Annotated in this window: 26 protein-coding genes and 2 pseudogenes; 14 read left to right on the top strand and 14 right to left on the bottom strand. The window is 60.8% G+C overall.

All coding sequences use genetic code 11. From position 1 onward, the window contains the following. The first annotated feature begins 2 nt into the window (after window positions 1-2). Window positions 3-1,214, top strand: a complete 1,212-nt coding sequence (gene coaBC, locus FHT93_RS12425) for a bifunctional phosphopantothenoylcysteine decarboxylase/phosphopantothenate--cysteine ligase CoaBC (protein ID WP_183847812.1) — start codon at window positions 3-5, stop codon at window positions 1,212-1,214. Here the strand turns inward: coaBC and FHT93_RS12420 are convergent. After that, complete coding sequence (locus tag FHT93_RS12420) at window positions 1,201-2,013, bottom strand: class II glutamine amidotransferase (RefSeq protein ID WP_112541859.1); 813 nt, start codon at window positions 2,011-2,013, stop codon at window positions 1,201-1,203. The genes coaBC and FHT93_RS12420 overlap by 14 nt on opposite strands. Window positions 2,014-2,557: 544 nt before the next feature. Here FHT93_RS12420 and FHT93_RS12415 point away from each other — a divergent pair. From FHT93_RS12415 to FHT93_RS12390, 6 genes are all read left to right on the top strand, one after another. Next, a complete protein-coding gene (locus FHT93_RS12415) occupies window positions 2,558-3,235 on the top strand; it encodes a FadR/GntR family transcriptional regulator (protein WP_112541860.1) in 678 nt (225 codons plus the stop codon). After that, on the top strand, window positions 3,232-4,524 hold the full coding sequence (locus FHT93_RS12410) for an MFS transporter (RefSeq protein ID WP_183847810.1): 1,293 nt from the start codon (window positions 3,232-3,234) through the stop codon (window positions 4,522-4,524). The genes FHT93_RS12415 and FHT93_RS12410 overlap by 4 nt, the downstream gene beginning before the upstream one ends. A 99-nt stretch (window positions 4,525-4,623) precedes the next feature. After that, window positions 4,624-6,162 carry a carboxypeptidase gene (locus tag FHT93_RS12405; protein ID WP_183847808.1) on the top strand — a complete coding sequence of 513 codons (1,539 nt, stop codon included), beginning with the start codon at window positions 4,624-4,626 and terminating at the stop codon, window positions 6,160-6,162. Window positions 6,163-6,210: 48 nt separating this feature from the next. Next, the gene (gene otsB, locus FHT93_RS12400; protein ID WP_113013122.1) at window positions 6,211-7,008 is read left to right on the top strand and encodes a trehalose-phosphatase; all 798 of its coding nucleotides are present in this window, start codon (window positions 6,211-6,213) and stop codon (window positions 7,006-7,008) included. A 38-nt stretch (window positions 7,009-7,046) separates the two neighbouring features. Next, complete coding sequence (otsA, locus tag FHT93_RS12395) at window positions 7,047-8,420, top strand: alpha,alpha-trehalose-phosphate synthase (UDP-forming) (protein WP_112541864.1); 1,374 nt, start codon at window positions 7,047-7,049, stop codon at window positions 8,418-8,420. A gap of 59 nt (window positions 8,421-8,479) precedes the next feature. Continuing rightward, complete coding sequence (locus tag FHT93_RS12390; protein WP_112541865.1) at window positions 8,480-8,689, top strand: molybdopterin-binding protein; 210 nt, start codon at window positions 8,480-8,482, stop codon at window positions 8,687-8,689. Between the two features lie 3 nt (window positions 8,690-8,692). Here the strand turns inward: FHT93_RS12390 and tsaA are convergent, their stop codons facing one another. Then, complete coding sequence (tsaA, locus tag FHT93_RS12385; RefSeq protein ID WP_112542003.1) at window positions 8,693-9,202, bottom strand: tRNA (N6-threonylcarbamoyladenosine(37)-N6)-methyltransferase TrmO; 510 nt, start codon at window positions 9,200-9,202, stop codon at window positions 8,693-8,695. A gap of 67 nt (window positions 9,203-9,269) precedes the next feature. Further along, window positions 9,270-9,797 (bottom strand): Lrp/AsnC family transcriptional regulator, encoded by a 528-nt coding sequence (locus FHT93_RS12380; RefSeq protein WP_112541866.1) that lies wholly within the window; start codon window positions 9,795-9,797, stop codon window positions 9,270-9,272. Window positions 9,798-9,875: 78 nt separating this feature from the next. On the opposite strand from FHT93_RS12380, the gene FHT93_RS12375 reads away from it, so the two are divergent. Next, window positions 9,876-10,262, top strand: coding sequence for a RidA family protein (locus FHT93_RS12375; protein ID WP_183847806.1), 387 nt, complete (start codon window positions 9,876-9,878; stop codon window positions 10,260-10,262). 58 nt (window positions 10,263-10,320) lie between these two features. Here the strand turns inward: FHT93_RS12375 and FHT93_RS12370 are convergent, their stop codons facing one another. Further along, complete coding sequence (locus FHT93_RS12370) at window positions 10,321-11,028, bottom strand: glutathione binding-like protein (protein ID WP_183847804.1); 708 nt, start codon at window positions 11,026-11,028, stop codon at window positions 10,321-10,323. A 110-nt stretch (window positions 11,029-11,138) separates the two neighbouring features. On the opposite strand from FHT93_RS12370, the pseudogene FHT93_RS12365 reads away from it, so the two are divergent. Continuing rightward, window positions 11,139-12,031: pseudogene (locus tag FHT93_RS12365) on the top strand (LysR substrate-binding domain-containing protein). On the opposite strand, the gene FHT93_RS12360 reads toward FHT93_RS12365, so the two are convergent. Continuing rightward, the gene (locus tag FHT93_RS12360; RefSeq protein ID WP_112541870.1) at window positions 12,032-13,615 is read right to left on the bottom strand and encodes a peptide chain release factor 3; all 1,584 of its coding nucleotides are present in this window, start codon (window positions 13,613-13,615) and stop codon (window positions 12,032-12,034) included. A 90-nt stretch (window positions 13,616-13,705) separates the two neighbouring features. On the opposite strand from FHT93_RS12360, the gene dut reads away from it, so the two are divergent. Both dut and FHT93_RS12350 read left to right on the top strand, forming a co-directional pair. After that, window positions 13,706-14,176: a dUTP diphosphatase gene (dut, locus tag FHT93_RS12355; protein ID WP_183847803.1), complete on the top strand. Its 471-nt coding sequence runs from the start codon at window positions 13,706-13,708 to the stop codon at window positions 14,174-14,176. Beyond that, a pseudogene (locus FHT93_RS12350) lies at window positions 14,173-15,065 on the top strand (GNAT family N-acetyltransferase). The gene dut and the pseudogene FHT93_RS12350 overlap by 4 nt, the downstream one beginning before the upstream one ends. 2 nt (window positions 15,066-15,067) lie before the next feature. Here the strand turns inward: FHT93_RS12350 and FHT93_RS12345 are convergent. Continuing rightward, a complete protein-coding gene (locus FHT93_RS12345; protein WP_037101412.1) occupies window positions 15,068-15,532 on the bottom strand; it encodes an Lrp/AsnC family transcriptional regulator in 465 nt (154 codons plus the stop codon). Window positions 15,533-15,643: 111 nt separating this feature from the next. On the opposite strand from FHT93_RS12345, the gene FHT93_RS12340 reads away from it, so the two are divergent. Then, window positions 15,644-16,546 carry a DMT family transporter gene (locus tag FHT93_RS12340; protein ID WP_183847801.1) on the top strand — a complete coding sequence of 301 codons (903 nt, stop codon included), beginning with the start codon at window positions 15,644-15,646 and terminating at the stop codon, window positions 16,544-16,546. 21 nt (window positions 16,547-16,567) lie between these two features. Here FHT93_RS12340 and FHT93_RS12335 read toward each other — a convergent pair whose 3' ends face one another. Next, window positions 16,568-17,086, bottom strand: coding sequence for a DNA starvation/stationary phase protection protein (locus tag FHT93_RS12335; RefSeq protein WP_112970044.1), 519 nt, complete (start codon window positions 17,084-17,086; stop codon window positions 16,568-16,570). A 231-nt stretch (window positions 17,087-17,317) separates the two neighbouring features. Between FHT93_RS12335 and FHT93_RS12330 the strand changes: the two genes are divergently transcribed. Together FHT93_RS12330 and cysK are read left to right on the top strand one after the other, a co-directional pair. Beyond that, window positions 17,318-17,935 (top strand): LysE family translocator, encoded by a 618-nt coding sequence (locus FHT93_RS12330; protein WP_113114752.1) that lies wholly within the window; start codon window positions 17,318-17,320, stop codon window positions 17,933-17,935. A 142-nt stretch (window positions 17,936-18,077) separates the two neighbouring features. After that, a complete protein-coding gene (cysK, locus tag FHT93_RS12325; protein ID WP_112970046.1) occupies window positions 18,078-19,040 on the top strand; it encodes a cysteine synthase A in 963 nt (320 codons plus the stop codon). 68 nt (window positions 19,041-19,108) lie between these two features. Here cysK and FHT93_RS12320 read toward each other — a convergent pair whose 3' ends face one another. The 7 genes from FHT93_RS12320 to rsmI form a co-directional block, all read right to left on the bottom strand. Then, window positions 19,109-19,429, bottom strand: coding sequence for a DUF982 domain-containing protein (locus FHT93_RS12320; protein ID WP_113013207.1), 321 nt, complete (start codon window positions 19,427-19,429; stop codon window positions 19,109-19,111). A gap of 133 nt (window positions 19,430-19,562) precedes the next feature. Next, window positions 19,563-19,805, bottom strand: coding sequence for a hypothetical protein (locus FHT93_RS12315; protein ID WP_348649773.1), 243 nt, complete (start codon window positions 19,803-19,805; stop codon window positions 19,563-19,565). Between the two features lie 785 nt (window positions 19,806-20,590). Then, on the bottom strand, window positions 20,591-22,123 hold the full coding sequence (locus FHT93_RS12310) for a YifB family Mg chelatase-like AAA ATPase (RefSeq protein WP_183847799.1): 1,533 nt from the start codon (window positions 22,121-22,123) through the stop codon (window positions 20,591-20,593). A 205-nt stretch (window positions 22,124-22,328) separates the two neighbouring features. After that, window positions 22,329-23,276 carry a glutathione synthase gene (gshB, locus tag FHT93_RS12305; RefSeq protein WP_113013136.1) on the bottom strand — a complete coding sequence of 316 codons (948 nt, stop codon included), beginning with the start codon at window positions 23,274-23,276 and terminating at the stop codon, window positions 22,329-22,331. A 96-nt stretch (window positions 23,277-23,372) separates the two neighbouring features. Next, window positions 23,373-23,876 (bottom strand): cupin domain-containing protein, encoded by a 504-nt coding sequence (locus tag FHT93_RS12300; protein ID WP_113013137.1) that lies wholly within the window; start codon window positions 23,874-23,876, stop codon window positions 23,373-23,375. 155 nt (window positions 23,877-24,031) lie between these two features. Beyond that, window positions 24,032-24,400: a YraN family protein gene (locus FHT93_RS12295; protein ID WP_112541883.1), complete on the bottom strand. Its 369-nt coding sequence runs from the start codon at window positions 24,398-24,400 to the stop codon at window positions 24,032-24,034. Beyond that, complete coding sequence (gene rsmI / locus FHT93_RS12290; RefSeq protein ID WP_183847797.1) at window positions 24,393-25,307, bottom strand: 16S rRNA (cytidine(1402)-2'-O)-methyltransferase; 915 nt, start codon at window positions 25,305-25,307, stop codon at window positions 24,393-24,395. The genes FHT93_RS12295 and rsmI overlap by 8 nt, the downstream gene beginning before the upstream one ends. Between the last annotated feature and the right edge of the window lie 36 nt (window positions 25,308-25,343).

Genomic DNA, 25,343 nt, shown 5'->3' with positions numbered 1-25,343 from the left:
CCATGGCTCTCAGCGGCAAACGCATCCTTCTCATCATCTCGGGCGGCATCGCGGCCTACAAGAGCCTTGATCTCATCCGCCGCCTGCGGGAACGCGGTGCTTCCGTGCGTCCGATCATGACGAAGGGTGCGCAGGAGTTCGTGACCTCGCTTGCCGTCGGTGCGCTTGCGGCAGACCATGTCTTCACCGATCTCTTTTCCAGGCAGGATGAGCAGGATGTCGGGCATATCCGGCTGGCTCGCGATTGCGATCTAGTGCTGATCGCGCCCGCCACCGCCGACCTGATGGCCAAGATGGCGCATGGGCTTGCCGATGATCTCGCTTCCACGGTACTGCTCGCCACCGATAGGCCGGTGCTTGCCGCACCCGCGATGAACCCGAAAATGTGGACGCATCCGGCGACGAAACGCAATATCGAGACCCTGCGGCGCGACGGTATCCGCTTTATCGGCCCTGTCGCCGGCGAGATGGCGGAGAGCCGCGAGGCCGGCACAGGCCGGATGGCGGAGCCGCTGGAGATCGTTGCGGCTGTCGAAGCACTGCTCGACGACGGGCCGAAGCCGCTCGCCGGCAGGAAGGCGATCGTCACCTCAGGCCCGACGCATGAGCCAATCGATCCGGTGCGGTACATCGCCAACCGTTCCTCCGGTCGGCAGGGTCATGCCATTGCCGCAGCCCTGGCGCGACTCGGCGCGGATGTGACGCTGGTGTCCGGCCCGGTGACGATCCCCGATCCGGCCGGTGTCAGGATGGTGCATGTCGAGCGCGCTGAAGAGATGCGCGACGCCGTGCTTGCCGCCCTTCCCGCCGATGTCGCCGTCATGGTGGCAGCCGTCGCCGACTGGCGGGTGGCTTCGGCCGCCGACCAGAAGCTCAAGAAGCATCCCGGTGAATCCATTCCGACACTGGCGTTGACCGAGAACCCGGATATCCTCAAGACCGTCGGCCATCACACGACGCGACCGAAACTCGTGATCGGCTTTGCAGCAGAAACACAGGATGTCGAGGCCAATGCCAAGCTGAAACTGGATCGCAAGGGCGCGGATCTGATTGTCGCCAACGACGTCTCGCCATCCACCGGCATCATGGGGGGTACGCGCAACAGCGTGAAGCTCATCCGGCGCGACGGCATCGAGCAATGGCCGGATCTATCCAAGGACGAGGTGGCGGTACGGCTGGCCGCGCTGATCGCCGAACAGCTTATGCGGGGATAGAAAAAGGTTCCGGCCTCGCAGCCGCAGGCTTTTCCGGCCGGAAAGACGTGATCTCAAGACCCTCGGTGCTGACGATCACAGCACTCCCATCAGGGATTTCCCGCCAGGCATCACCGTCATCGTTCAGCGGCTCGGAAACGAGGCAGTACCCCTTGGCAAGCGGCGAGGCATAGAGGGTGGGTGCCTTGCGGTCAGTGGCATAGCGAACCGCGTAAAGAGACTTTCCATCCGAGAAGGCCGCGGTGAAGCGCAGCAGCACGGATCCCAGAATATTCTCCGCCAGGCCTTCGACGAACGCGATTGTCTGCGCCATCGCAGCGATCGGTGCATCCCGAAGACCGAACTGCAGAGCGAGCAGGAACAGGAGTTCGGAATCCGTCGTGCCGCTGCGGGCATTGAAGAGTTCGTCATCCAGCATGGTTTCCATCGGCCGACGCAGACGCTCGAAACCGGAGATCTGGCCGTTGTGCATGAAAGACCAGGTTTCATGCGTGAAGGGATGGCAGTTGTCGCGGCGCGTGCCGCCGCCGGTCGCGGCCCTGACATGGGCGAGGAACAGCGGCGAACGGATCTGCCGGGCCAGGCTCTTCAGATTGCAGTCGGACCATGCCGGCAGGATATCGCGGTAGCGGCCCGGCTCGGGCCGGTCACCATACCAGGCAATGCCGAAACCATCGCCATTCGTCGCCGTCTTGGCGCGGGTGGCGCAATGGGATTGCTCTATCAGGGAATGGGCGGGAGAGGATACCAGCTCCTCCAGATAGAGAGGGTCTCCGCGATAGGCTGCCCAGCGACACATGCTCTTGCTCCGGCCCGCCGCCTGCGCGGCAGGAATGCTGAAAACGTCTTCGATTGTCTGACGCTACGGCTAACAACAACTTAATGACTATCCGATTTGCCAGGCCAAGTTGACCAATTCTTGACGCTGATCGAGATCACTTTCCGCAAAAACAATAGGGATTTGCGTGATCGCAGCCATGGAAAATCAGACAGTTGCGCGACATAACCCAACGCCGGCTAAAAAACAGCCATGCGATTTTTTCTTGCATCTCCGGGGAATCGGCTTACGTTTAGATCATTATCAACGTAACGAAAGGAAGGTGATCCAATGTCTAATGAGTTTTCGGACCTCGTAATGGGCATGGAAGTGGTGATGGAAGCGAGGCAGCCCTCGCACTAAACCCCACCTTCCAGGGACCGCATAAGACGGTCCGGCCAATTACAGGCCAAACCTCATGGAAAGGGTCGCGAAAGCGGCCCTTTTTTATTGCCGCGGTGGCAATTGACGCTTGAACGAAAGCAACCTATTCATAAAGTCATCCGATGACTTTATGAATAGTGTCATGCAACCACTCAACAAAACAAACCTTGCCGATACGGCAACCGAAGCAATCCGCAGCGAGATATTCGCCAAGCGCTGGGCTGTCGGCGAGAAGCTGCCGAACGAGGCCACGCTTTCGGCCATGCTTTCGGTCAGCCGCGGCACGGTGCGCGAGGCTGTGCGCGTTCTCGTCTCGCAGGGTCTTCTGGAAACGCGGCAGGGCTCCGGCACTTATGTGCTTTCGACCACCGACAACAGCCGACCGCTCACAATGGCACGGCGCGCCAGCCTGCGCGACCAGTTCGAGGCGCGCTGTGCGCTTGATGTCGAGGGCGCACGGCTTGTCGCCATCCGCAAGACGCCTGATATCATCGCCGGGCTTCGCAGACTGCTTGCCGAGCGTGGCAACTATGAAGGCGGCGATCCCGCAGGCTTTATCGAACGCGATCTTGCCTTCCACAAGGCCGTCATCGCCGCTTCGGGAAACCGGGCGATGATTGAAATCTACGATTTCTTCTCCATCTCCATCGCGGAAACCATCGCCGCCACGCTCGACAGGACCATTCCTGAGCCTGACATGCAAGCGCATCAGGCGATCGTCGACGCCATTGAGACGGGCAGCCCCGACAAGGCCGATGCTGCCGTGCGCGCCTTCATGGCACCCATCCTTTCCGCTCTCGACCGGATGCTTCTTTCATGACCATGACCGTACAGAATGTCACATCCTCGTTTGACGCCGCCGACGAGACAATGATCGATGCCGAAATTGACAGCGTGCCTTCACCGCTGCCTCCGCAGAAGCAGAGCACAACAGCCCGCTTCCTCCTTGGCGCCAGCCTCGTGCTGATCGCGTTCAATCTGCGCCCGGTCTTTTCCAGCGCTTCCGCCCTGTTGCCGGAAATCCGTGGGGAACTCGGCCTGTCGCCACTCGGCGCCAGCCTGCTGACGACCTTGCCTGTCGTTTGCCTCGGCGCCTTTTCTCCGCTTGCTCCGCGGCTTGCCCAGCGCATCGGCTCGGAGCGGACGCTGCTCGGTGTGCTCCTGCTGCTGACGCTCGGTACGGCGCTGCGTGGCTTTTCCTCCGTGCCTCTGCTCTTTTTCGGTACCGCTCTTGCCGGTGCTGCGATCGCCGTCGGCAACGTGCTGCTGCCCGGACTGGTGAAACGCGATTTCGCCGCGAATACGGCTCTGATGACCGGCCTTTATACCATGGCGCTCTGCGCGGGCGCCGCCAGTGCCGCCGGCCTGACGCTACCGATCGAACATGCGCTCGGCGGTTCGCTGGACGGCGCGCTCTCCGTCTGGGCGCTGCCTGCGCTCGTGGTCGGGCTCATATGGCTGCCGCAGGTCTTTGCGAGCAGCCGACAGGCCCGGCGCAGCGGTTTTCGCGTCGAAGGTCTGTGGCGGGATAAGCTTGCCTGGCAGGTCACGCTCTTCATGGGCCTGCAGTCGGCGCTCGCCTATTGCGTCTTCGGCTGGCTGGTGCCGATCCTGCGTGAACGTGGTCTCGACGGCATTGTGGCCGGCGGCATCGTCTCGGTCTCCGTGATGGTGCAGGCCGCTGCCTGCCTCTTCGTGCCGCACATCGCCGTACGAGGCAGGGATCAGCGCCTCATCAACGTGACGCTCTGCGCTTTCGCCGTCGTCGCACTGCTCGGCCTGCTCTTTGCGCCGCTTTCCACCGTCTGGGTCTGGGCCGTGCTGCAGGGCATCGGTCAGGGCGGGCTGATCGCTGCGGCGATGACAGCCATCGTACTACGTTCGCGCGACCCGCATGTCGCTGCTCACCTTTCCGGCATGGCACAATGCGTAGGCTATCTGCTTGCCGCCGTCGGGCCGTTCATCGTCGGCCTGATCCGCGGCTGGACTGGAAGTTTCGCATGGTGCGCGGTGCTTTTCGTCGCGCTCGGCCTTGGCGCCGCCTTCAACGGGTGGCGGGCCGGCCGGGCGCTGCATGTGAATGCGCGCACGGTCGAGAAAGGCGAATGAGCCAGCTTCACCTTCGCATCACCATCTCTTGATCTCCATCGAAGGGGTTCGGCTGCTACCCTATCTCAGCCGCATTCCGACCCGCCGGAGGAAAAATCCTTGCACTTCCGATCCCTGCTTCTGTTCGCCGCGCTGACCGCTACGCTCGCACCCGCGTTCTCCTTTGCGCAAGAGGCCGGTGAACGACGGGCTGCGTCAGCTCAGGGTTCTTCTCGCGAAGGCGTGCTCAAGCTGCTGCCGGGAGATTCCGTAACCGAGCACGAGATGACAACGGCCGACGGACGCAACATCGCCTACACGGCCACGGCTGGTACGCTCGATCTTTTCGGCCAGGATGGCGCGCAGAACGCCGCGATCTTCTACACCGCTTATATCGCCAAGGATGCCGGGCCGAACCGGCCGCTGACCTTCGCCTTCAATGGAGGCCCGGGCGCGGCTTCCGCCTTCCTGCATCTTGGACTTGTCGGCCCGCGCATACTCGATTTCGGGCCCGATGGCCGTGACGGCGCAAACGCGAAGCTCGTCGACAATCCCCATAGCTGGCTCGATTTCACCGATCTCGTGCTGATCGATCCTATCGGCACCGGATGGAGCCGTACGGTAAAGGCGGACGACGCCTCAAACTATTACAATGTCGGCAGCGACGCGCAGACGATGGCGAAGGCAATCGCCCTCTATGTCGCGCACAATAATCGTGCCAATTCGCCGAAATATCTGCTCGGCGAGAGCTATGGCGGCTTCCGCGCCGCAAAGGTCGCCTCGGCGCTGCAGCAAAACCAGGGCATCATCATTGCCGGCACCGTCATGCTTTCGCCGCTGCTCGAGGGCCAGCTGATGTTCAATGCCGACCAGTTCGCTTTGGGGGCTGCGCTGGAATTCCCCTCATTGGCAGCCGCCGAAGCCGACCGGCGCAAGAGCTTCAACGAATCCGGCCAGCGCGATGCGGAGAAGTTTGCACTTGGCGACTACCTCACCACGCTCGCCGGCCCGGCACCGACAGGGGACGCGGCAGCAAGCTTCTATAGCAGGATCTCCAGCCTTACGGGCATCCCTCAGGATATCGTCACCCGCAATCGGGGCTTCCTCGGCAATGCCTACGCCAAGCATTCCGGCAAGCAGCCGGGCGAGGTGATGAGCCCATACGACGCGGCCTTCGCAACGCCCGACCCCTATCCGGAATCCGATTACGACCGAGGCGACGATGCGATCCTTGACGGCTTTACCAGAGCCTATGGCGGCGCCTTCGCCGACTACGCCCGCAACGAGCTCGGCTTCAAGACAGAGATGACCTACACGCTGCTCGAAAACGATATCAGCCAGCGCTGGGAGTGGGGCGGCGGCCGCGGCGGCGGTTCACGTTTCCAGGCGAGCGCAACTGATGATATCAGGCAGATGCTTGCCTCCAACCCGTCCTTCCACCTGCTGATAGCCCATGGCTACAGCGATCTCGTAACGCCCTACGGCGTCAGTCGCTATGTGGTCGATCACCTGCCGCCGTCCCTGGCGGGAAATCGCGTGTCGCTGAAACTCTATCGCGGCGGCCATATGTTCTATACGACAGCTGGCCAGCGCGCCGCATTCACGGCGGATGCAAAAGCCTTTTATGCCGAGCATCCGGCGAACCCGCCAGCGGATTGAACGAGATCGAGGGTTGCCGGAGGGCTGTGCTGACCTAGTTTCCCCGGCATGGCAAACAGCAATCAGCTATCAGAAGCTCCGCCGTCCGGCAGCGCTTCCCGGCAGGATGAAACCCTCTCCACACTCTCTTCCTATCTTCAAAACGGTGCATTTTTCCTCGATATAGACGGCACGCTCCTCGATCTCGCGCCGACGCCGGATGAGATATTCGTGCCGCCGTCGCTTCCCGCGCAGCTCGATACGCTCTCGCAGAGGTTCGGCGGGGCACTGGCTCTGGTGACCGGACGAGGCCTTACCTATGCCGACCGGCTCTTCGCTCCCTTCCAGTTTCCAATCGCCGGATTGCATGGAGCCGAGCGCCGCAGCCCTGACGGCAGCATCTTCAAAGTAGAGCCCACGGGCGAGTTCGAGAGACTGAAGATCGAGCTTCGGGCAGAAACGGCCAGCTGGACCGGCATCCTGATCGAGGACAAGGGCGCAGCCGTAGCCGCCCACTATCGCCTTGCGCCCGAGCGGTTGGCGGAACTTACCGTGCTGATCGAGCGTTTCGTGAACCGCGCAGGTCCGGACTGGACCCTCCAGCGCGGCAAGATGGTTCTGGAAATCCGGCCCGCCAGAGCCAACAAGGGCGATGCACTGGAGAGTTTTATCGCAACCCCGCCCTTCCTTGGCCGTCGTCCGATCGCCATTGGCGACGACATTACCGATGAGTCAATGTTCCGCGCCGCAAACAGGCTTGGCGGTTACTCCATCCGCGTCGGTGCACCTTCGCACGAGACAGACGCGCGCGGCATCCTGCCCTCCGCAGCGGTGGTCCGCGAGATCGTCGCGCGTTTTGCCGGCTGATTGCGTTTTGCAATTATTTCTAATGAAAGGAATTTGCCATGAGCCGCCTTGTCGTCGTTTCGAACCGCGTGCCCGTTCCGGAGAAGAAAGGGGCTGCCTCTGCCGGCGGGCTCGCAGTGGCACTGGAGGCCGCCCTTGAAAAACGGGGGGGCGTCTGGATGGGCTGGTCGGGCAAAATCAACGACGCGGGCGAACCCGGACCGCTTGCGATCGAGCAGCGCGGCAACATCACCTATGCTCTAACCGATCTGACATCCAAAGATGTCGACGAATATTACTTCGGCTTTGCCAATCGCATGCTCTGGCCAATCTGTCATTATCGGCTCGACCTCGCAGAATATGGGCGCACGGAAATGGCCGGCTATTTCCGTGTCAATCGCTTCTTCGCCCATCGGTTGGCGCCACTGATCAAGCCTGACGATATTATCTGGGTGCACGACTATCACCTGATCCCGCTCGCCGCCGAACTTCGACAGATGGGCATCAGGAACAAGATCGGCTTTTTCCTGCATATCCCCTGGCCGCCCGCCGACGTCCTCTTCGCCATGCCTGTCCATGACGAGATAATGCGGGGGCTCGCCGCCTACGATCTCGTCGGCTTCCAGACTGATCACGATCTGGAGAACTTCGCAGGCTGCCTGCGCCGGGAAGAGATGGGTGACATGATCAGCGAAGGGCTTTTCGTCGCCGGCGAGCGCAGGTTCCGCGGCGGAGCCTATCCGATTGCCATCGAGACGGCGGCCTTCGCGGAATTCGCGAGGAAAGCCGGCACTCACAGCATGGTCCTGAAGGCACAGCAGAGCATCGAAAACCGCAGCCTCATCATCGGCGTAGACCGGCTGGATTACTCCAAGGGCATCACCCAGCGCATCGACGCGTTTGAAAATTTCGTCACCAACAACCCGGCGCATCAGCGCAAGGTCACTTACTTGCAGATCACACCGAAATCCCGCTCCGAGGTGCCCGAATACGAGGCGATGCAGCGCATGGTCGCCGAACAGGCGGGCCGTGTGAACGGTGCACTCGGTACGGTCGATTGGGTGCCCATCCGCTACATCAACCGCTCCGTGAGCCGGCCGGTGCTTGCCGGCCTCTATCGGCTTGCCAAAGTCGGGCTTGTTACGCCGCTGCGCGACGGCATGAACCTCGTCGCCAAGGAATATGTTGCCGCCCAGAACCCCGATGATCCAGGCGTTCTGGTCCTCTCCCGGTTCGCCGGTGCGGCGCGCGAACTGAACGGCGCTCTGCTTGTGAACCCCTACGACATTGTCGGCACATCCAATGCGCTGGCGCGGGGGCTCAACATGCCGCTTCAGGAGCGCCAGGATCGCTGGAGACGGATGATGGACCATCTGCTGGAACGCGACGTCTCGCGCTGGTGCAATGACTTTCTCGGTGATCTTGCCGCCTGAACGGTTTGACGGGCGCATCTGCCAGAAGATAATCTCGCTGACAACAAGCGGAGGATTCCATGAAGATCAGCGCACGCAACCGCCTGAAGGGCAAGGTCGTGGATGTGGTGAAGGGTGCGACGACGGCACATGTCCGCATCGATATCGGCAATGGCACCATCGTCACGGCCTCGATTACCAATGAAGCCGTGGACGAACTCGATCTCAAGGTCGGCGCCGAAGCCTATGCGGTCGTCAAGGCCTCCGACGTGATGGTGGCTGTCGACTGAGCTTCATGCCTCGGACATATCGCCGGTCTGAAAGTCGCCCGGCTGCGGCGGCGCAATGGGCGTGAAGAGCGTCCGATCCGGCTTCAGATCGAGGAGCGGCGTGCCATCGAGGCAATCCATGCCGCGCACAAGCACCGTATTGCCTTCGACAGCTTCCAGCTTGACGATGGAGGTGCCGATCGGGTTCGGCCGCACGGGTGACCGCAGTGAGAAAGTACCATGCGTCTTGCCGTTGCGAGCCGGGCTCTGCAGCAAGAGGTCGCGCCGTGACTGGTGCAGCCAGTAAAGCACTTCGAGCCGCTCGAAACCCGCAACGCCCTGCAAAGCCGGCACCCAGGGGTCGAAGATCTCAATGCGGCAGAGCGGCCCGTCATGCCGGCCCTGACGCGGCGTCTCCATGCGCGAGGTCCACGGCGTGAAAATCCGACCGATGAAGACGAGGCCGGCGTCGGTTGCATCAGGCGGATTGTCCAGCACCAGCTCGTTTTCGCGGATCTCGTTTTCTCGAACCATCATATGCTCTCCTTGCAACAACGGCACTATGCATGACGATATGGTGGCTGGACTACACCGCATACCTTCAGGCCGGCAACGGATTTTCTGGCCAGTCCGCCGTCATATCCGCCTGAACGGGCCGCTCCATATAGGTGGAAAGTGCCACATAGCTTTTGGTAGAGGTCACGCCAGGGACGGAATGGACCTGGGACAGAAAAGCTTCCAGCGCGCGCGGGCTCTCGGTGCGCACCTTGAAGATGACGCTGGCGTCGCCGGCAACCGAATGCATTTCCTCCACTTCGGGAAAGCGGCAGAGCTGCATCAGCCTTTCACTTTTGCCCCAGCCTGCGGCCTCGACATGCACGAAGGCCAGCAATGGCTTACCGAGCGCGGCGCCATCAAGTGCAGCATGCGCACCTTTCATGACGCCGGACCGGCGCAGCCGCTTGACGCGCTCGTGCACTGCAGGCGGCGACAGGTTGACGGTTTTTCCCAGGGCCGCATAGCTCTGCAGGGCATCCTCCGCCAGGGCGCCTAATATCCTTCGGTCGAAGAGGTCCAGTTGTTCGGGCCTTTGTCTGCTGCTTCGAATACCATTCGTTTCTTTCGTCATTCGGAAAATCTGCCTTATCGCCGAAGAATATTCGGCAATAATAGCGCCAGGCTTTCAGATATTCGAGGAGATCTTGAAATGGAACTGGTGAAGCACAGTCTTAGCGCCGGCATCTATGCGGCAACATCGGATTATATTCACGCGATGGAGGTCAGGAACCCCACCCGCTTTCTCTTCGTGAGCGGCACAATGGGCCTCGACGCGGAGGGCGCGCCGGGCAAGGATCTATCGGTCCAGCTCGACCTTATCTGGTCGAACCTGCGGGCGATCCTTGCGGATGCCGGCATGGGGGTTAGCAATATCGTACGGTTGACTAGCTATCTCGGGGATGCTGGCCATGCCGAAGCAAACCAGAATGCACGGCTGGCCGCACTCGGTGATCATATCGTGCCGACCACCGCTATCGTTGTTCAAACGCTCCAGAAAGACTGGCTGGTGGAAATCGAAATCATCGCAGCCGCATGAGAGAATACCGCCCAGCATGGGAGAATGCCGCCCCGCGGGACAGGGCGGCAAAGGACGATCAGGCAGCCTGGCGGAGCAGGCCAAGGGCTTGGTCCAGGTCGATCTCTCCCATGAAGCTGCCGGTGCTTTCGGCCTTCTCCTGATGCTCGATCGCATGCGCGAAACGAACAGCGGGCTCTTGCAGCATGCGCTGATAGAGATCATTCACCGCCGGAAACCGTCCGATATCGACGGTCTTGTGGAAGTCGTTCCAGCGGGTGATGCCGGTGAAATAGGCGTCGGCGATGCCAGGCCGGTCGCCCAGCAACCATTTCCGGCCGGCAAGCAGGCGCTCCAGCGTCCGGTGAGCCTTCTCCACCTTGGCCCTGCCATAAGCAACGAGAATCTCCTTCTCTGCAGGCTCCAATTCATGCTCTACCGAGTGCCAGAGCGGGCTGAAAGCGTTGAAGAAGCTCGTGTTCAGATAGGCGAGCATCTGGTTCAGACGATCGAAACCCACGGTGCCCTGCGCAAAGCCCAGTCCTTTGTCGGTCGACTGCGCGCCTATATTGTTCAGGATTGCCATGCTTTCGCTGATCAGCCGGCCGTCCGGCAACAGCAGCGACGGCGTTTCGCCGACGGCATTGATATGCCGGTATTCGTCCCCGGAGACGACCTCGGGCATCTGGATGCGGCAGAGGCGATACGGCAGGCCAGACCATTCCAATGCAACGATGGAACCGAAGGAGCAGCCTTCCGGCACGCCATAAAACAGTATGAGGGACATTATCGGGTCCTTTCCATGAGGAATTATTGACCCGCGCAATATGATTTCGTGGACGATGAAGCGGCAGACGACGATAATGCATCTTAAAGTCCACAGACATGGAAGATGATATGGCGGCCTTCAATCTCAACGATCTCCAGCTCTTTGTGCAGGCGGTTGAAACGGCAGCTTTACAGCTGCAGGGCGCCATCTCGGCATTCCGAAATCAACGATCAGCAAACGCGTGGCGGAACTTGAAGAAAGGCTTGGCGTGCGGCTGATCCAGCGCACATCACGAAGCTTCGCACTAACGGATATTGGCGGGGAGTTCTTCGAGCACGCGCAGGCTTCGATCATCGAAGCAGAAATGGCCGAGGGCATCGTCCGCAGCCGCCTTGCGGAGCCGAGCGGCACTGTCAGACTGACGGCTGCCGTGCCGACCGCGCAGTTCATGCTCTCCAAACATCTGGCCGAGCTGACGGCGCGCTATCCAAAACTGAAATTATCGCTGCATGTGACGGACCGCTTCGTCGATATCGTTCAGGAGGGCTTCGATATTGCGCTGCGCAGCCACCGCTCGCCACTCGACGATTCCACGCTCGTACAGCGCCGGATCACCACCCACCCGTTCCTGCTCGTAGCCTCGCCCGATTATATAGCGAAATATGGAAAGCCCGAGCGACCCCAGGACATCGCCACCCACAAGGGGATCATGCCGAGCCTCTCCGGGGAGCAATGGCGACTTATTTCAGATGACGGCGCGGAAGTCGTGATAGGGCCCCAGCCTGTCATGGCCGCGGACGAACCGATGGTGCTGCTGAAAGCCGCTGCCGCCGGGATCGGCATAACCATCCTGCCTACCTCGGTCTGCGACGACGCGCTGCAAGATGGCCGGCTGATACGCCTGCTATCCGGCTGGACAGCAGGCAGCATCACGACGACAGCACTGATGCCACACAGGCGCGGGCAGTTGCCATCCGTGCGCGCGGTTGTCGAGTTCCTCGCCGAGCGGCTGGCAGGATGATCAGGCGGCTTTGGCCGCGTGATATTCCTTGATCGCCACCATCCTGATGGCCGGATAGCGCTCCGCCTCATAACGGAGCGAGAAACCGTCCTGCGCCAGGAAGACCGGGTCGCCGTCCAGGTCACGGGCGATATCGCCGCGCTTGACGGTCAGGAACTTGTCGAGTTCCGCGGCCTGCTCGGACGAAATCCAGCGGCAGACGGAGAAGCGCGACATTTCGAAGGAGACGGGCAGACCGTATTCGGCCATTAGCCGTTCCTTCAAGACATCGAGCTGCAGCGCGCCGACGACGCCGACAATGGCGGGCGAGCCGTCTTCCGGCTGGAAGAGCTGGACCACGCCTTCTTCCGCCATTTGCTGCAGGGCCTCCTTCAGCTTCTTGGCCTTCATGGCGTCTTCCAGGCGGACACGGCGGAGGATTTCAGGCGAGAAGTTCGGCACACCCTGGAATACCAGGCTTTCGCCCTCCGTCAGCGTGTCGCCGATGCGCAGCGTGCCGTGGTTCGGGATACCGACCACATCGCCGGCGAAGGCCGTATCGGCCAGCTGGCGCTGCGAGGCGAAGAAGAACTGCGGCGCCGTCAGGCCGAGCTGCTTTCCTGTACGTGCCAGGCGGGCTTTCATGCCGCGCTCCAGCTTCCCGGAGCAGATTCGGGCAAAGGCGATGCGGTCGCGATGGTTCGGGTCCATGTTTGCCTGAATCTTGAAGACGAAGGCCGTCATCTTGTCTTCGGCGGCATGCACGGTTCTGATATCGGCGACCTGGTCGCGCGGCGGCGGCGCAAAATCACCGAGCGCGTTGATGAGATCGCGGACACCGAAATTGCGCAGCGCCGAGCCAAAGAAAACCGGCGTCATGTGGCCTTCGAGGAAGGACTCCCGGTCGAAGGGACGGCAGGCTTCGATTGCGAGCCCCACTTCTTCGATAAAGGCATCGCGCTCGTTTTCCGGCAGCCGGTCGGCGACACTCTGCGGTCCGTTGACCGGCGTAACGGCGACTTCCGTATCGGAGCCGCGCACGGTGTTTTCCTTCAGGTGGTAAGAGCCGCAGAAGGTTTTGGAGCGACCGATCGGCCAGGTGATCGGGGCTGTGTCGAGCGCCAGCTTCTCTTCGACTTCATCGAGGATTTCGAAGGGATCGCGGCTTTCGCGGTCCATCTTGTTGATGAACGTGATGATCGGAATGTCGCGCATGCGGCAGACTTCGAACAGTTTCAGCGTACGCGGCTCGATACCCTTGGCGGCGTCGATGACCATCACCGCGGCATCCACTGCCGTCAGCGTGCGGTAGGTGTCGTCGGCGAAGTCTTCGTGACCGGGTGTGTCGAGAATGTTGAAGACATTGCCTTCATATTCGAAGGTCATGACTGAGGTCACGACGGAGATGCCGCGCTCGCGCTCGATCTTCATCCAGTCCGAGCGGGTCTGCATGCGGTCCTTCTTCGCCTTCACCTCACCGGCGAGCTGAATGGCGCCGCCGAACAGCAGCAGCTTTTCGGTGAGCGTCGTCTTACCCGCGTCCGGGTGCGCGATAATAGCGAATGTGCGGCGGCGGGAGACCGCCTCGGCGAGACTTTCGGCCATAGTGTGAATCCTGTGGAATTGCGGCGTATCTAGCGATTAAAGCGCGCCATTGCAATTGACCTTGCTGCTTGCGGCGCGAAGTAATGCCGCATGACCATTCACACAGACACCCGCCCCACCCTCAATCTGATCCGCCTGCCGAACGGCCAGGGCCTGGATCTGCCCGCCTATGAAACGCGTGGGGCAGCCGGCATGGACCTGCGCGCGGCCATTGACGAGGACAAGCCCCTGGTGCTGGCGCCTGGCAAACGCGCGCTCGTCCCGACGGGCTTCGTCTTTGAAATCCCCGAGGGTTTTGAGGGCCAGGTACGCCCGCGTTCCGGCCTCGCCGCCAAGAACGGCGTCACCTGCCTTAACGCGCCCGGCACGGTCGACTGCGATTATCGCGGCGAAGTGAAAGTCATTCTCGTCAACCATGGCGAAGAGGATTTCACCATCACGCGCGGCATGCGCATCGCGCAGATGGTAATTGCACCCTTCACCCAAACCTTCATCGCCGAAGTCTCGGAGACCACCGAAACCGCGCGCGGGGCCGGCGGCTTCGGCTCGACTGGCGTATGAGCGCCGCGAATACGACCGGTCTCAATTTCCGACAGGACTATTTCAGCGACCCGGCAGCCTGGGCCGCCATCGTCTCGCTTCTCAACGATACATTCGGCATCGATATCGATCCGTTGCGCGATCTCGGCGGTCCGGACCCGACAAGCATGCCCTTCGGCTGGTTTACCGATGAGGGTGTGCTTGCGGCCAATCTTTCCGCGTTCGCCATGCCCTTTGTCCTCAATGGCCGGCTCGTCAACGCGGCCGGGCTTCAATCCGGCGCGGTCCGTCCGCCGTGGCGCGGCCGAGGCCTCTATCGCGATGTGACGCAGAAGGCACTTGCCTGGTGCGAGGCACAAGGTTTCGAGGCAGTGATCCTCTATACGGACAAGCCTGCACTCTACGAGAAATATGGTTTCCGTTCGCTGCCGCTTCACAAATATGTCGGACAGGCGCCCATCGCCATGGATTATAGCGGATCACGGCCGCTTCAGCCTCGCGATACCGAGGATCTTGCCCTGCTCCAGGGTCTGCTTGCGACCCGCAAACCGGTATCCGAAACGCTTGCCGTCGCCAGCAGCCCGGCCATGTTTCTGATCAACACGCTTCTCGATCCCGACGTCCGGCTGAGTTATCTCGAAGAGTACAAGGCAGCCGTCGCGTGGAAAATGCCGGCGGATGGCCATTTCGCTCTTCTCGATGTGGTCGCGGCAGAAATCCCCTCATTTGCCGCCATCCTTGCCGGCCTCGGCATTCTGGCGACGACAGTCGAAACGCACTTCCGCCCGGACAGGCTTCGATGGCACGGCAAGGCGGTGCCTTACGAAAGCGGAACGCGGATGATGGTGCGCGGGCTGAAAGAGATAAGTCTCACCATCCCGCCATGCTCTCTCCACTGGCGGATTTCTAAGGCTATTTTTTCCGTATGAGGGGCGGCAGGCGACGCTTGACCGGCGAGGATTTGATCATCGACGTATTGGTCTCCGCCCGCTCGGCGACCTTGTCGAGAATGCTGTCCAGCTCTCCCATAGAGCGGACCACGAGCCGAGCGATAAAACAATCGTCTCCGGTCACCTTGTCGCACTCGATGAATTCGGGCGTGTCCTGGATAATACGCTCGACGATGTGAAGCTGGCCGGGCAGCGGACGCACCCGGACGATCGCCTGAAGCGGGTAGCCTATCGCCGCCGGATCGAGATCGATGGTGAAAAGCGTCACCACGCCGCGATCCTCAAGACGTCGCAGACGTTCCGCCGCACTCGGCGAAGAAAGTCCGACAGCCTGGGCGAGCTCTTTTAGGGAAATTCGCGAATTTCCGGCCAGTGCCTCTATCATTGCACGGTCAATATCGTCGACTGCCTGCATCTCGTTAGCCAACATGGCAAAACTCCTAACAAGATTAGGTTCATCCAGCCTTTCCCCTCTTTCAACTTATAGAAAATGCTGCGATGCCGCAATACAATTTCCCGCTAACGAACGGAGATGGCGATGCAGGATGAAGTCAGAAGGGGTACAGCGGAGATGACGGGGGCGATGCTGATCTCGGGAACGATCGGCTGGTTCGTCGTCATGTCGGGTCAGCCGGTTAGCGGCGTGGTCTTCTGGCGCTGCTTCTTCGGGGCGCTGACACTGCTCGTGATCTGCACCGCGCTTGGCCTGCTGAGGCCTGGTATCATCAGCCTGCGGTCGCTCGCTATTGCCGTCTTCGGCGGCGTCGCGATCGTCTCCAACTGGCTGCTGCTGTTCGCCTCCTATTCGCACGCGTCAATCTCGATTGCGACGACAGTCTACAATACTCAGCCTTTCATGCTGCTTGCGCTCGGCGCACTCTTTCTGGGTGAGAAGATCACAGGCACCAAGCTGTTCTGGCTCGGGCTTTCCTTTGCCGGCATGGCGGCAATTGTCGAGGCGAAGCCGCAGGCCGATGCCGCCTCCGGCAGTTATGGTCTCGGCATTCTGCTGGCGCTCGGCGCGGCCTTCTTCTATGCGCTGGCCGCGCTTGCCGCCAAATGGCTGCGAGGCACACCACCACATCTAATCGCGCTGATCCAGGTTTCGACCGGCATCGTCATGCTGGCACCCATGACCGATTTTACCAACCTGCCGGCCGATACGGGATCATGGCTGATCCTGATCACCGTCGGCGTTATCCACACCGGTCTCATGTATGTGCTGCTCTATGGTGCGATTCAGAAGCTGCCGACACATCTGACCGGCGCTCTCTCCTTCATCTATCCGGTCGCCGCGATCCTGGTCGACCGTTTGGCCTTCGGCCACGCATTGCAGCCGATGCAGATTGCCGGCGCGGTCGTCATTCTGCTTGCTGCCGCCGGCATGAACCTCGGCTGGTCGCCGGGCAGGCTTATCCGCCTGCCGGCGACCAGAAGCTGAGCTGCATCTTCAGCTTGTCTATTACTTCGCCTGACGCGTCGTTTCGAACAGAAACCAGGTGCGGCGTTCGCTCTGGTCGATCCAGTTCTCGATGAGGCTTGCGGTCGCCACGTCATTGTGCTCGTCGCAGACCTCATGCACTTCGCGCAGGATGGAGACGAGGTGTAGGTTGTCTTCGCGCAGTTCGGAGAGCATGTCCTCGGGGGTGACATAGTCTGCGTCATTATCCGGGATGCGCTGCTGGCGGGCGATCTGGCCGATCGAGCGCAGCGTCGTGCCGCCGATCTTGCGAGCGCGTTCGGCAACCTCGTCCGTCATGTCGAAGATCTGTTCCGCCTGCTCGTCGAGCAGCAGATGGTAATCGCGAAAATGCGGTCCGGACATATGCCAGTGAAAATTCTTGGTCTTCACATAGAGCGCGAAGACATCAGCGAGCAACGCGGTCAACGCGGCCGAAATATCGGTGATCGCATTGGTCGGAAGGTCGGAAGGGGTCTTGAGCGGCGAACGTCTGCGGGCTTCGGCTGAGGTAGGCGACATGCATTCTCTCCTTGGTGATGAAAACCTTCTGCGCCGACGACTGGGGAAAGCCTCGGCGGGCCGTGTCTGCGGCCGCTTGCAAGGGGAAAATAGCAAGGCGGATTTGGTTTCCAAGTAGATCATGGTTCAGCCGACCTATTCTTTATGGTTATGGACAGATCAGCGCCCGGCGATTGATGGAGCATGCCTCATGCGCCTATAGAAAGACGACGCAATCTCCTGGATCCAAAGATGAGCCTTACCGCCCTGATCGCCTATGCTGGCGCCTTGTTCATCGCCGCCGCCATTCCCGGCCCGGGGATCACGGCAATCGTGGCGCGCGCCCTTGGTTCGAACTTCCGCGAAACCTTCTTCATGGGTCTCGGTCTCGTGCTCGGCGATATGAGCTACCTGACCGCCGTTATCCTTGGCCTTGCCTTCGTGGCGCAGACCTTCACCGAGATTTTCCTCGTCATCAAGATCGCTGGCGCGCTCTATCTTGGCTATATCGCATGGAAGCTCTGGACCGCCGGCCTGCTGCCACAGGATATTGCCGCGAAAAAATCCAGCAGCGCCGGCATGTCGTTCCTGTCTGGTCTGCTGGTGACACTCGGCAATCCGAAGACCATGCTCTTCTATGTCGCGCTGGTGCCGACCCTCATCGATCTCAACAGTATCGGAATGCGCGATTATCTCATGCTGCTTGCCGTCACCTTCGTCGTACTGATGATCGTGCTCATTCCCTACATGCTGCTCGCATCGCGCGCCCGCACGATGCTGAAGCAGCCGCGCGCGTTGCAGGCCCTGAACCGCGTCGCAGCCAGCATCCTGGCGGGCACGGCAGCCTTCATCGCAACGCGTGCCGCCTGAAATAAACATTCGGCAACGAACGGTTTTCAAAGGATTTTTTCTCTGGCTTGCACGGCCGACGGGTGAAGCCACTCTGGTCTCACCGCCACTTTGACCCTATTCTCTCCGCAGATTTCAATATGGATTTCAAAGGGAGAGCACCATGTCGCACAAACCGGGCCGCGGCCGCATCTATTCCTCCATTACCGATACAATCGGCGACACGCCGATCGTTCGCCTCGACAAGATCGCCAAGGAAAAGGGCGTCGTGGCGAACATTCTGGCAAAGCTCGAGTTCTTCAATCCGATCGCCTCGGTGAAGGACCGTATTGGCGTCGCCATGATCGAGAGCCTGGAAACGCAGGGCAAGATCTCGCCCGGCAAGACCGTGCTGATCGAGCCGACTTCGGGCAATACCGGTATCGCGCTCGCTTTTGCTGCCGCTGCCAAGGGTTACCGGCTGATCCTGACCATGCCGGAAACCATGTCCGTCGAGCGCCGAAAGATGCTGGCGCTGCTCGGCGCGGAGCTGGTGCTGACCGAGGGGGCGAAGGGAATGAAGGGGGCGATCGCCAAGGCCGAGGAGCTCGCCGCCTCGCTGCCAGACGCTGTTATTCCGCAACAATTCGAAAACCCCGCCAACCCGGAAATCCATCGCAAGACGACGGCGGAGGAAATCTGGAACGACACCGACGGCAACGTCGATATCTTCGTGGCCGGTATCGGCACCGGTGGCACGATCACTGGCGTTGGCCAGGTGCTGAAGAGCCGCAAGCCGGATATTCGGGTCGTGGCCGTCGAGCCGACCGATTCACCGATCCTTTCAGGCGGCACGCCTGGCCCGCACAAGATCCAGGGCATCGGCGCGGGTTTCGCGCCCAAAATCCTCGACACCAGCATCTATGACGAGGTGGTTACCGTCAGCAATGACGACGCTTTCCAGCAGGCTCGGCTCGTCGCCAGGCTCGAAGGCGTGCCGGTCGGCATCTCCTCGGGTGCGGCATTGACGGCGGCGATCGAAGTGGGTCGTCGTCCGGAAAATGCCGGAAAGAACATTGTCGTGATCATTCCATCCTTCGCTGAGCGCTATCTTTCGACGGCGTTGTTCGAAGGTCTCGGAAGCTGATTGGATTTCGGCACTTCGTGTCACCGTTCGTGGGGCGCTTCGGCGCCCCTTTTATCATGCTGCCGGTGTCAGCCTGACATTACCGACGCGATGTGCGGTCGCGGATACATCCTCACGACACCCAGTCGATGATCAGTGGTGATCGCCGCAATGCCAGCTTCATATGCTGCACGGACGATCGCCTGGTGCAGCTTTTCAGGTTCGGCCTTTCCGGTAATGACGTCCAAACAGGTTTTCACCGCCACCAGGAATTCCTCTCCCTCCTCGGCCGGCCAGTCCCTCAGCAATACTTCGGCCGCCTCGCGAGCTGTGCGGACGACCCTGCGCTCTCTCCTTTCTGCAAAAACGAGAACTATCGGCTCTAATCTTTTTGACGTGTCCCACTTCATGCGTCTGAACTCCACAGGAGAGGCTATGATGATATCTGGCAATTCTACGTTCAATTCATAGGGTAAGAACGGCGCCTGCTTTAGCGCGTGGGTTCCGGGCGTGGTCCGGATCGAGAATGACCAAACATGATCATCAAACATCTGCCATGCCAATGAGGGAAACGGCATCCCCCGTTCGTTGCAAAGGGGTCTGCATTTCCGTCGACCAGTCCCTCGCACCTGTATTCAGACAATTATCCAGCTTAGACTGCCAGTTGCGGGCCGCCGCCTCAAGCAATTGCCTGAGGTCTTCTAGTTTCACGCCATCGGCATGCATCAGCACGGCAATAAGAGGATCACGAAGGCATTCGGATATCGTCAGATCAGTGCCCTTAATCAAAGCCAGCCCCTTTCATTGACAACCGCCTGTATTCCGCCGGTTCCTCGGTTGTCCGTTCCTTGCGGCTATCACCGCCCGCAGGCCTTCGAACTCTTCGCAAGCACCAGGGCGAAGCTGTTTCAGCGCGGACACCTCGGCCTTGGCTATATTATCCTGCCCCGACACAGAACTCGCCGAGATATTCGTCTGCTCGGATGCCCTCATAAATCGTCGCCGTGACCTCGATACATCTTTGTAGAAACCAGCCGTTGGTTCCCCGATTGTCCCAGCAAGTGCCGGGGCAACGAATTCAGGCTTCGGCGACAGGCTAAACGCGGCCACAGCAGCCGATCCCGGGACGACGCGAAGTGACATCGCATACCTCCCCTCGTTGAGGGCGTTTCGAGTGGCGAAAGCAGTAAATCATCCACGCTCTCGCTGACGAACTAGATCGCCGGCGAAGCACAGTTATTCCCAACTGGGCCAAGATTTTCGACAAGCGTTTGGAAACGCTTGCTTATTTCATACACCACAACCCCGCTGCGCTTGAGGCGGGAAGAAGCTGCGAGCCTATTCTTTCAGGCGATGCCAACTGTCTTGGCACTCCGTTTAACCTCGCCAACATCTTGAATTGCGTCGTTCGCTGCTACGGTTTTGGCCTGCCGCATCTCTGCTGTTCCCAAGACCCGATCACATCGTGCGGATGTTTCCGCCGCAAAACAGGTTGCGCCAGCAATGGCGAGATAGAGCCCTGGCCCTGCCTTGATCCACACCAGGATCTTGTCTCTCACCCAGCGGTCATTTTATGCAGCGGCAGTCAGCCTTGCGCCGGCGACGCGATAGGAAATCGCCTCTGCCAGATGGATACGGCCAACCGTATCCTTGCCGTCGAGATCTGCGAGCGTGCGGGCAACCTTCAGGACGCGATGATAACCCCGCGCCGAGAACTTCATCTTGTCCGCGGCATCGCGCAACAGCTGCAATCCGGCCGCATCCGGCTCAGCAAATTTCTCGATCATCGAAGTGGAGCAGCCGGCATTGGTCGAAATGCCCCTTGCGCCTGCTGATGCATACCGTTCGCGCTGGATGTCACGGGCGCGGGCCACGCGCCGGGCAACATCGGCGCTCGCTTCGGCTGCCGTCGGCCGGATAAGATCGGCGGCGGAGACCGCCGGCACGTCGATGCGGATATCGATACGGTCCATCAGCGGGCCGGAAATACGGGCCTGATAATCCGTCATGCAGCGCGGCCCGCGGGCACAGGTATGGCCGGGTTCACCTGCCATACCGCAGCGGCACGGATTCATGGCCGCGACGAGCTGGATCCGCGCGGGATAGGAGACCCGATGATTGGCCCGCGCGATGACGCATTCGCCGCTTTCCAGCGGCTGACGCAGGGCATCAAGCACCTGTGGTGCAAATTCGGGAAATTCATCGAGGAAAAGCACGCCGTGATGGGCAAGCGAGGCTTCGCCCGGCCGGGCGCGCAGGCCGCCGCCAATGAGGGCCGCCATCGTCGCCGAATGATGCGGCGTGCGAAATGGCCGCCGGTCGGAGAGCTTGCCACCGGAGAGCTGACCGGCGATGGAGTGGATCATCGAGACTTCCAGCAATTCGGCCGCCGAGAGCGGCGGCAGGATGGACGGTAGCCTGGACGCCAGCATCGACTTGCCGGAACCGGGCGGCCCGACCATGATGAGGTTATGGCCGCCGGCAGCCGCCACTTCCAGGGCCCGCTTGGCGCTTTCCTGGCCCTTGATCTCGGCGAGATCGAGCAGATTGGCGGCATTCGGACGAATGGATGGTTCCGGTCGCGACAGGATCTGCGTGCCGCGGAAATGATTGGCGAGTGCTATCAGGCTGCGCGGCGCCAGGATATCGACGTCCGAACCGGCCCAGGCGGCTTCCGCTCCGCTTTCGGCAGGGCAGATCAGCCCTTTGCCCGTCGCGTTGGCGCCGATAGCAGCCGGGAGAGCGCCGGCGATTGCGGCGATCGTACCGTCGAGATTGAGTTCTCCGACGACGACGTAATCGGACAAGGCATCCGCAGGAATTGCGCCGAGTGCAGCCATTAGTCCAAGTGCGATGGGGAGATCGAAATGGCTGCCCTCCTTGGGAAGGTCGGCAGGCGCAAGGTTGACCGTCACGCGCTTGGACGGCAGCGCCAGGCCGGAAGCGTGCAGGGCTGCCTGCACCCGCTCGCGGCTTTCCGCGACCGCCTTGTCAGGAAGCCCGACGATCTGGATCCCCATTTTCCCGGGAGCGACCATGACCTGGACCTCGACCGGAACACCTTCAATGCCCTGAAATGCAACCGTACTGACGCGCGCGACCATGCCCCTGCCCCGTGACCCCGATACCCAACCTATGAAGGCGGTCACAATCTGGCATGGAAGCCGGAATAAAACAAGAACGATAAGCGAACGAATTCAGCTATCCGCTGCAATCAAATTGCAGCGGGTTGCAATCTTGGAACGGAGGCGATCAAAGGCGGAACGACAAGAACACTTTTGGTAGTCCGGAAGTATTCCTGGCTTTGCTTTAGCCGCGCTTGCCCTCGATAGCATCCCACAAAAGGCTTGCGATATCGGCGCCGCCGAACTTCTTTACTTCGCGGATGCCAGTTGGCGAGGTCACGTTGATTTCGGTCATGTAATCGCCGATGACATCGATGCCGACGAGCAGGAAGCCGCGTTCGCGCAGGGCCGGGCCGATGCGATCGCAGATTTCCTTTTCGCGCGTCGTCAGTTCGGTTGGCTCAGCACGGCCGCCGACATGCATGTTGGAGCGGCTGTCATGCTCGGCGGGAACACGATTGATGGCGCCGGCAAATTCACCGTCGACGAGGATGATGCGCTTGTCGCCCTTACGCACGTCGGGCAGGTACTGCTGGGCGATGAAGGGCTCGCGGAAGAGCTGGCCGAACATTTCGAGCAGCGAGGACAGGTTGCGGTCATCCTTGGTGGAGTGGAAGACGCCTGCGCCGCCATTGCCGTAGAGCGGCTTCAGGATGATATCGCCCAACTCGTCGCGGAAGCGGCGGATCTCCGCGGGATCCTTGGTAATCAGCGTCTTCGGCATGAGGTCGGAAAATTCCGTGACGAAGATTTTTTCGGGCGAGTTACGCACCCAGGCCGGATCATTGACGACAAGCGTCTTCGGATGGATGCGCTCCAAAAGATGCGTCGAGGTGATGTAGGCCATGTCGAAAGGCGGATCCTGGCGCAGCAGGACGACATCCATGGTCGAGAGGTCGACGCGTTCGGGCGCACCAAGCTCATAATGGTCACCCTTGACGTCGCGCAACACCATCGGCTCGACGGAGGCATAAAGCTTGCCGTCGCGGAAGCTCAGGCGATCAGGCGTGTAATGAAAGAGCTTGTAGCCACGCGCCTGCGCCTCGATGCTCATGGCGAAGGTGGAATCGCCCGCGATGTTGATGCCGGAGACATGGTCCATCTGGACCGCTACGTTCTTGATCTTGGCCATTTCCGTCCCTTGAGCTGATGCCGCCCAGATGTAGGTCGGTCAGGTATCAAACGCAACGGCAATCAATGGCTTCGGGCGTTTCGGGATGCGCAATTTTCAGGCTGCGATACCGGAGCCACCGCTGTTGCGCAACAGGTTGCGCAGGCGGTAGGCGATGGCAAGCGGCTTCGGGAAGGGCTTGCGCAGGAAGGCGACCTTGCGGACGTAGTTATCGACCCTCCAGTTGGCCCAGGTGCCGCCGGCAAAGAAGGCGACGTCACCGGTCTTCAGCGTGCGTTCCGTTCCGTCTTCGGTGGTGACATGCACCTCGCCTTCGAGGATCATGACCGTTTCGTCCCAGCCGAAACGCCAGCGGAATTCACCCGATGTGCAATCCCAGATCGCCGTCAGCGACGCCTCGTCATGGCCGCGGGAATGTTCTGCCGTGCGTGCCTGCGGGTTTCCGCTGATGATCCAGTCCGGATTGATCGGCGTCGGTTTCAGAACCAAGCCATCGCTTGCGTGAGCGATGAATATTTTCCCCGATGGTTTCAGCGCCGCATAAGGCACGGATCGCGCCGCCATGGCGACGGCGGTTGCAAGCATCATCTTCCAGGCCATGCATAACCCCCAATTTGCTACCCCTAGCTCAACCGTGGATAACAAAAGAGTCGTAAAGGGCCGTTCAAGCAGGCGCTAAAATTTTAATGAAAACTTGCTCGCCGCCGACGACTTGCGGATACCGTCACTGCCGCCAGAATAAACTCGGCGAGAGATCAGAAGGCATCCGGGAAATGACGAGGCAGTTTCCCGGGCACTATCGCAACGATATCGTAGCGCTGCGATAGCCGCGCATAATCGCGCTGACGGGCAAGCCAGAGATCGCTTGCAGCCCGGATTCGATTTTGTGACGTGTAGGAGACGGCATCTATCGCACCTGTTTCGTCGGCGCGCGCCTTGACCTCGACGAAGACGGCCAGGTCCCTCTTTCGGGCAATGATGTCGATCTCGCCGAGCTTCGTTTTGTAGCGCATGGCAAGGATGCGATAGCCTTTCAGCATCAGGAAAACAGCGGCAATATATTCCGCGGCCGAGCCCCGGCGCAGCGCCTTTCTCCTGCGGAGCGTCGCTTCGCCGTCAGCCATTCGCCGCCTTCATATCGAGAAGCTTCTGGTAGAGCACCTTGCGTGGCAGGCCGGTCAAGCGGGCAGCCTCGGTCGCGGCCTTGGCCGTTTGTAGGGATTTCGCGAGATCGGTGAGAATCGCGTCGACATCGGCTTCGGTGGCGGGCTGCTCTTTCGGCGGGCCGATCACCAGCACGATCTCGCCCTTCACATTGTCATGCTCTTCATAGTGGACCGCAAGATCGGAAAGCGTACCGCGGCGGAACTCCTCGTAGGTCTTCGTCAGTTCGCGGCATACAGACGCCTGGCGCGCACCGCCAAGCACATCGGCCGCGGCAAGCAGCGTCGCACCGATGCGGTGGGGCGATTCAAAGAAGATCAGTGTCGCCGGTGCGTTTGCGAATTCCGCGAGACGGGCTCGGCGAGCCTTGTCCTTGGTCGGCAGGAAGCCCGCAAAGAGAAAGGCGTCGTTTGGCAGGCCTGAACCGACGAGGGCAGCAAGCGGCGCCGAAGCGCCGGGAATGGGGATAACGCGGTAACCTGCCTCGATCGCCTGCTGCGCTAGACGATAACCGGGATCAGATACAAGCGGCGTGCCGGCATCGGAAACAAGCGCCACCGACTTGCCCGCCTCGAGCGCCTGCAGGAGCCTCGGCCCTGCCTCATCGGCATTATGTTCATGATAAGCGAAAGGCCGGTTCTGGATGCCGTAGCGATCAAGCAGGACGCGGGTAACGCGTGTGTCCTCGCAGGCCAGGACGTCGGCACCGGCAAGCGTTTCCAGTGCCCGCAGCGTAATGTCGCCCAGATTGCCGATCGGCGTGGCAACGAGATAGAGGGCCGGTTCGAGCGGGCGTGCCGGCACCGCAATATTATGCAGGCGAAAGCCGCGCCGGGCGCCGGTTTCCGCTCTTACCTCTTCCGTCATGTCACTCGCTTTCGTCCCGCCAGCCTCTTGCCTTTA

The sequence above is a fragment of the Rhizobium sp. BK379 genome (assembly GCF_014193955.1).
In the GTDB taxonomy this organism is placed as follows: domain Bacteria; phylum Pseudomonadota; class Alphaproteobacteria; order Rhizobiales; family Rhizobiaceae; genus Rhizobium.
Note: the sequence above shows the minus strand (reverse complement) of the source record. Positions and strands in the feature narration are given on the sequence as shown.

What these genes read in the sequence shown, in the direction of transcription:
- gshB (WP_113013136.1), bottom strand. Translation starts at nt 23,276, where the DNA reads ATGGCCAAGATCAAGAACGTAGCGGTCCAGATGGACCATGTCTCCGGC.
- otsB (WP_113013122.1), top strand. Translation starts at nt 6,211, where the DNA reads ATGGCAAACAGCAATCAGCTATCAGAAGCTCCGCCGTCCGGCAGCGCT.
- FHT93_RS12310 (WP_183847799.1), bottom strand. Translation starts at nt 22,123, where the DNA reads ATGGTCGCGCGCGTCAGTACGGTTGCATTTCAGGGCATTGAAGGTGTT.
- FHT93_RS12370 (WP_183847804.1), bottom strand. Translation starts at nt 11,028, where the DNA reads ATGTCCCTCATACTGTTTTATGGCGTGCCGGAAGGCTGCTCCTTCGGT.
- rsmI (WP_183847797.1), bottom strand. Translation starts at nt 25,307, where the DNA reads ATGACGGAAGAGGTAAGAGCGGAAACCGGCGCCCGGCGCGGCTTTCGC.
- FHT93_RS12300 (WP_113013137.1), bottom strand. Translation starts at nt 23,876, where the DNA reads ATGGCCTGGAAGATGATGCTTGCAACCGCCGTCGCCATGGCGGCGCGA.
- FHT93_RS12420 (WP_112541859.1), bottom strand. Translation starts at nt 2,013, where the DNA reads ATGTGTCGCTGGGCAGCCTATCGCGGAGACCCTCTCTATCTGGAGGAG.
- dut (WP_183847803.1), top strand. Translation starts at nt 13,706, where the DNA reads ATGACCATTCACACAGACACCCGCCCCACCCTCAATCTGATCCGCCTG.
- FHT93_RS12330 (WP_113114752.1), top strand. Translation starts at nt 17,318, where the DNA reads ATGAGCCTTACCGCCCTGATCGCCTATGCTGGCGCCTTGTTCATCGCC.
- FHT93_RS12415 (WP_112541860.1), top strand. Translation starts at nt 2,558, where the DNA reads ATGCAACCACTCAACAAAACAAACCTTGCCGATACGGCAACCGAAGCA.
- FHT93_RS12340 (WP_183847801.1), top strand. Translation starts at nt 15,644, where the DNA reads ATGCAGGATGAAGTCAGAAGGGGTACAGCGGAGATGACGGGGGCGATG.
- FHT93_RS12380 (WP_112541866.1), bottom strand. Translation starts at nt 9,797, where the DNA reads ATGACGAAAGAAACGAATGGTATTCGAAGCAGCAGACAAAGGCCCGAA.
- otsA (WP_112541864.1), top strand. Translation starts at nt 7,047, where the DNA reads ATGAGCCGCCTTGTCGTCGTTTCGAACCGCGTGCCCGTTCCGGAGAAG.
- FHT93_RS12295 (WP_112541883.1), bottom strand. Translation starts at nt 24,400, where the DNA reads ATGGCTGACGGCGAAGCGACGCTCCGCAGGAGAAAGGCGCTGCGCCGG.
- cysK (WP_112970046.1), top strand. Translation starts at nt 18,078, where the DNA reads ATGTCGCACAAACCGGGCCGCGGCCGCATCTATTCCTCCATTACCGAT.
- FHT93_RS12375 (WP_183847806.1), top strand. Translation starts at nt 9,876, where the DNA reads ATGGAACTGGTGAAGCACAGTCTTAGCGCCGGCATCTATGCGGCAACA.
- tsaA (WP_112542003.1), bottom strand. Translation starts at nt 9,202, where the DNA reads ATGGTTCGAGAAAACGAGATCCGCGAAAACGAGCTGGTGCTGGACAAT.
- FHT93_RS12335 (WP_112970044.1), bottom strand. Translation starts at nt 17,086, where the DNA reads ATGTCGCCTACCTCAGCCGAAGCCCGCAGACGTTCGCCGCTCAAGACC.
- FHT93_RS12410 (WP_183847810.1), top strand. Translation starts at nt 3,232, where the DNA reads ATGACCATGACCGTACAGAATGTCACATCCTCGTTTGACGCCGCCGAC.
- FHT93_RS12320 (WP_113013207.1), bottom strand. Translation starts at nt 19,429, where the DNA reads ATGAAGTGGGACACGTCAAAAAGATTAGAGCCGATAGTTCTCGTTTTT.
- coaBC (WP_183847812.1), top strand. Translation starts at nt 3, where the DNA reads ATGGCTCTCAGCGGCAAACGCATCCTTCTCATCATCTCGGGCGGCATC.
- FHT93_RS12360 (WP_112541870.1), bottom strand. Translation starts at nt 13,615, where the DNA reads ATGGCCGAAAGTCTCGCCGAGGCGGTCTCCCGCCGCCGCACATTCGCT.
- FHT93_RS12390 (WP_112541865.1), top strand. Translation starts at nt 8,480, where the DNA reads ATGAAGATCAGCGCACGCAACCGCCTGAAGGGCAAGGTCGTGGATGTG.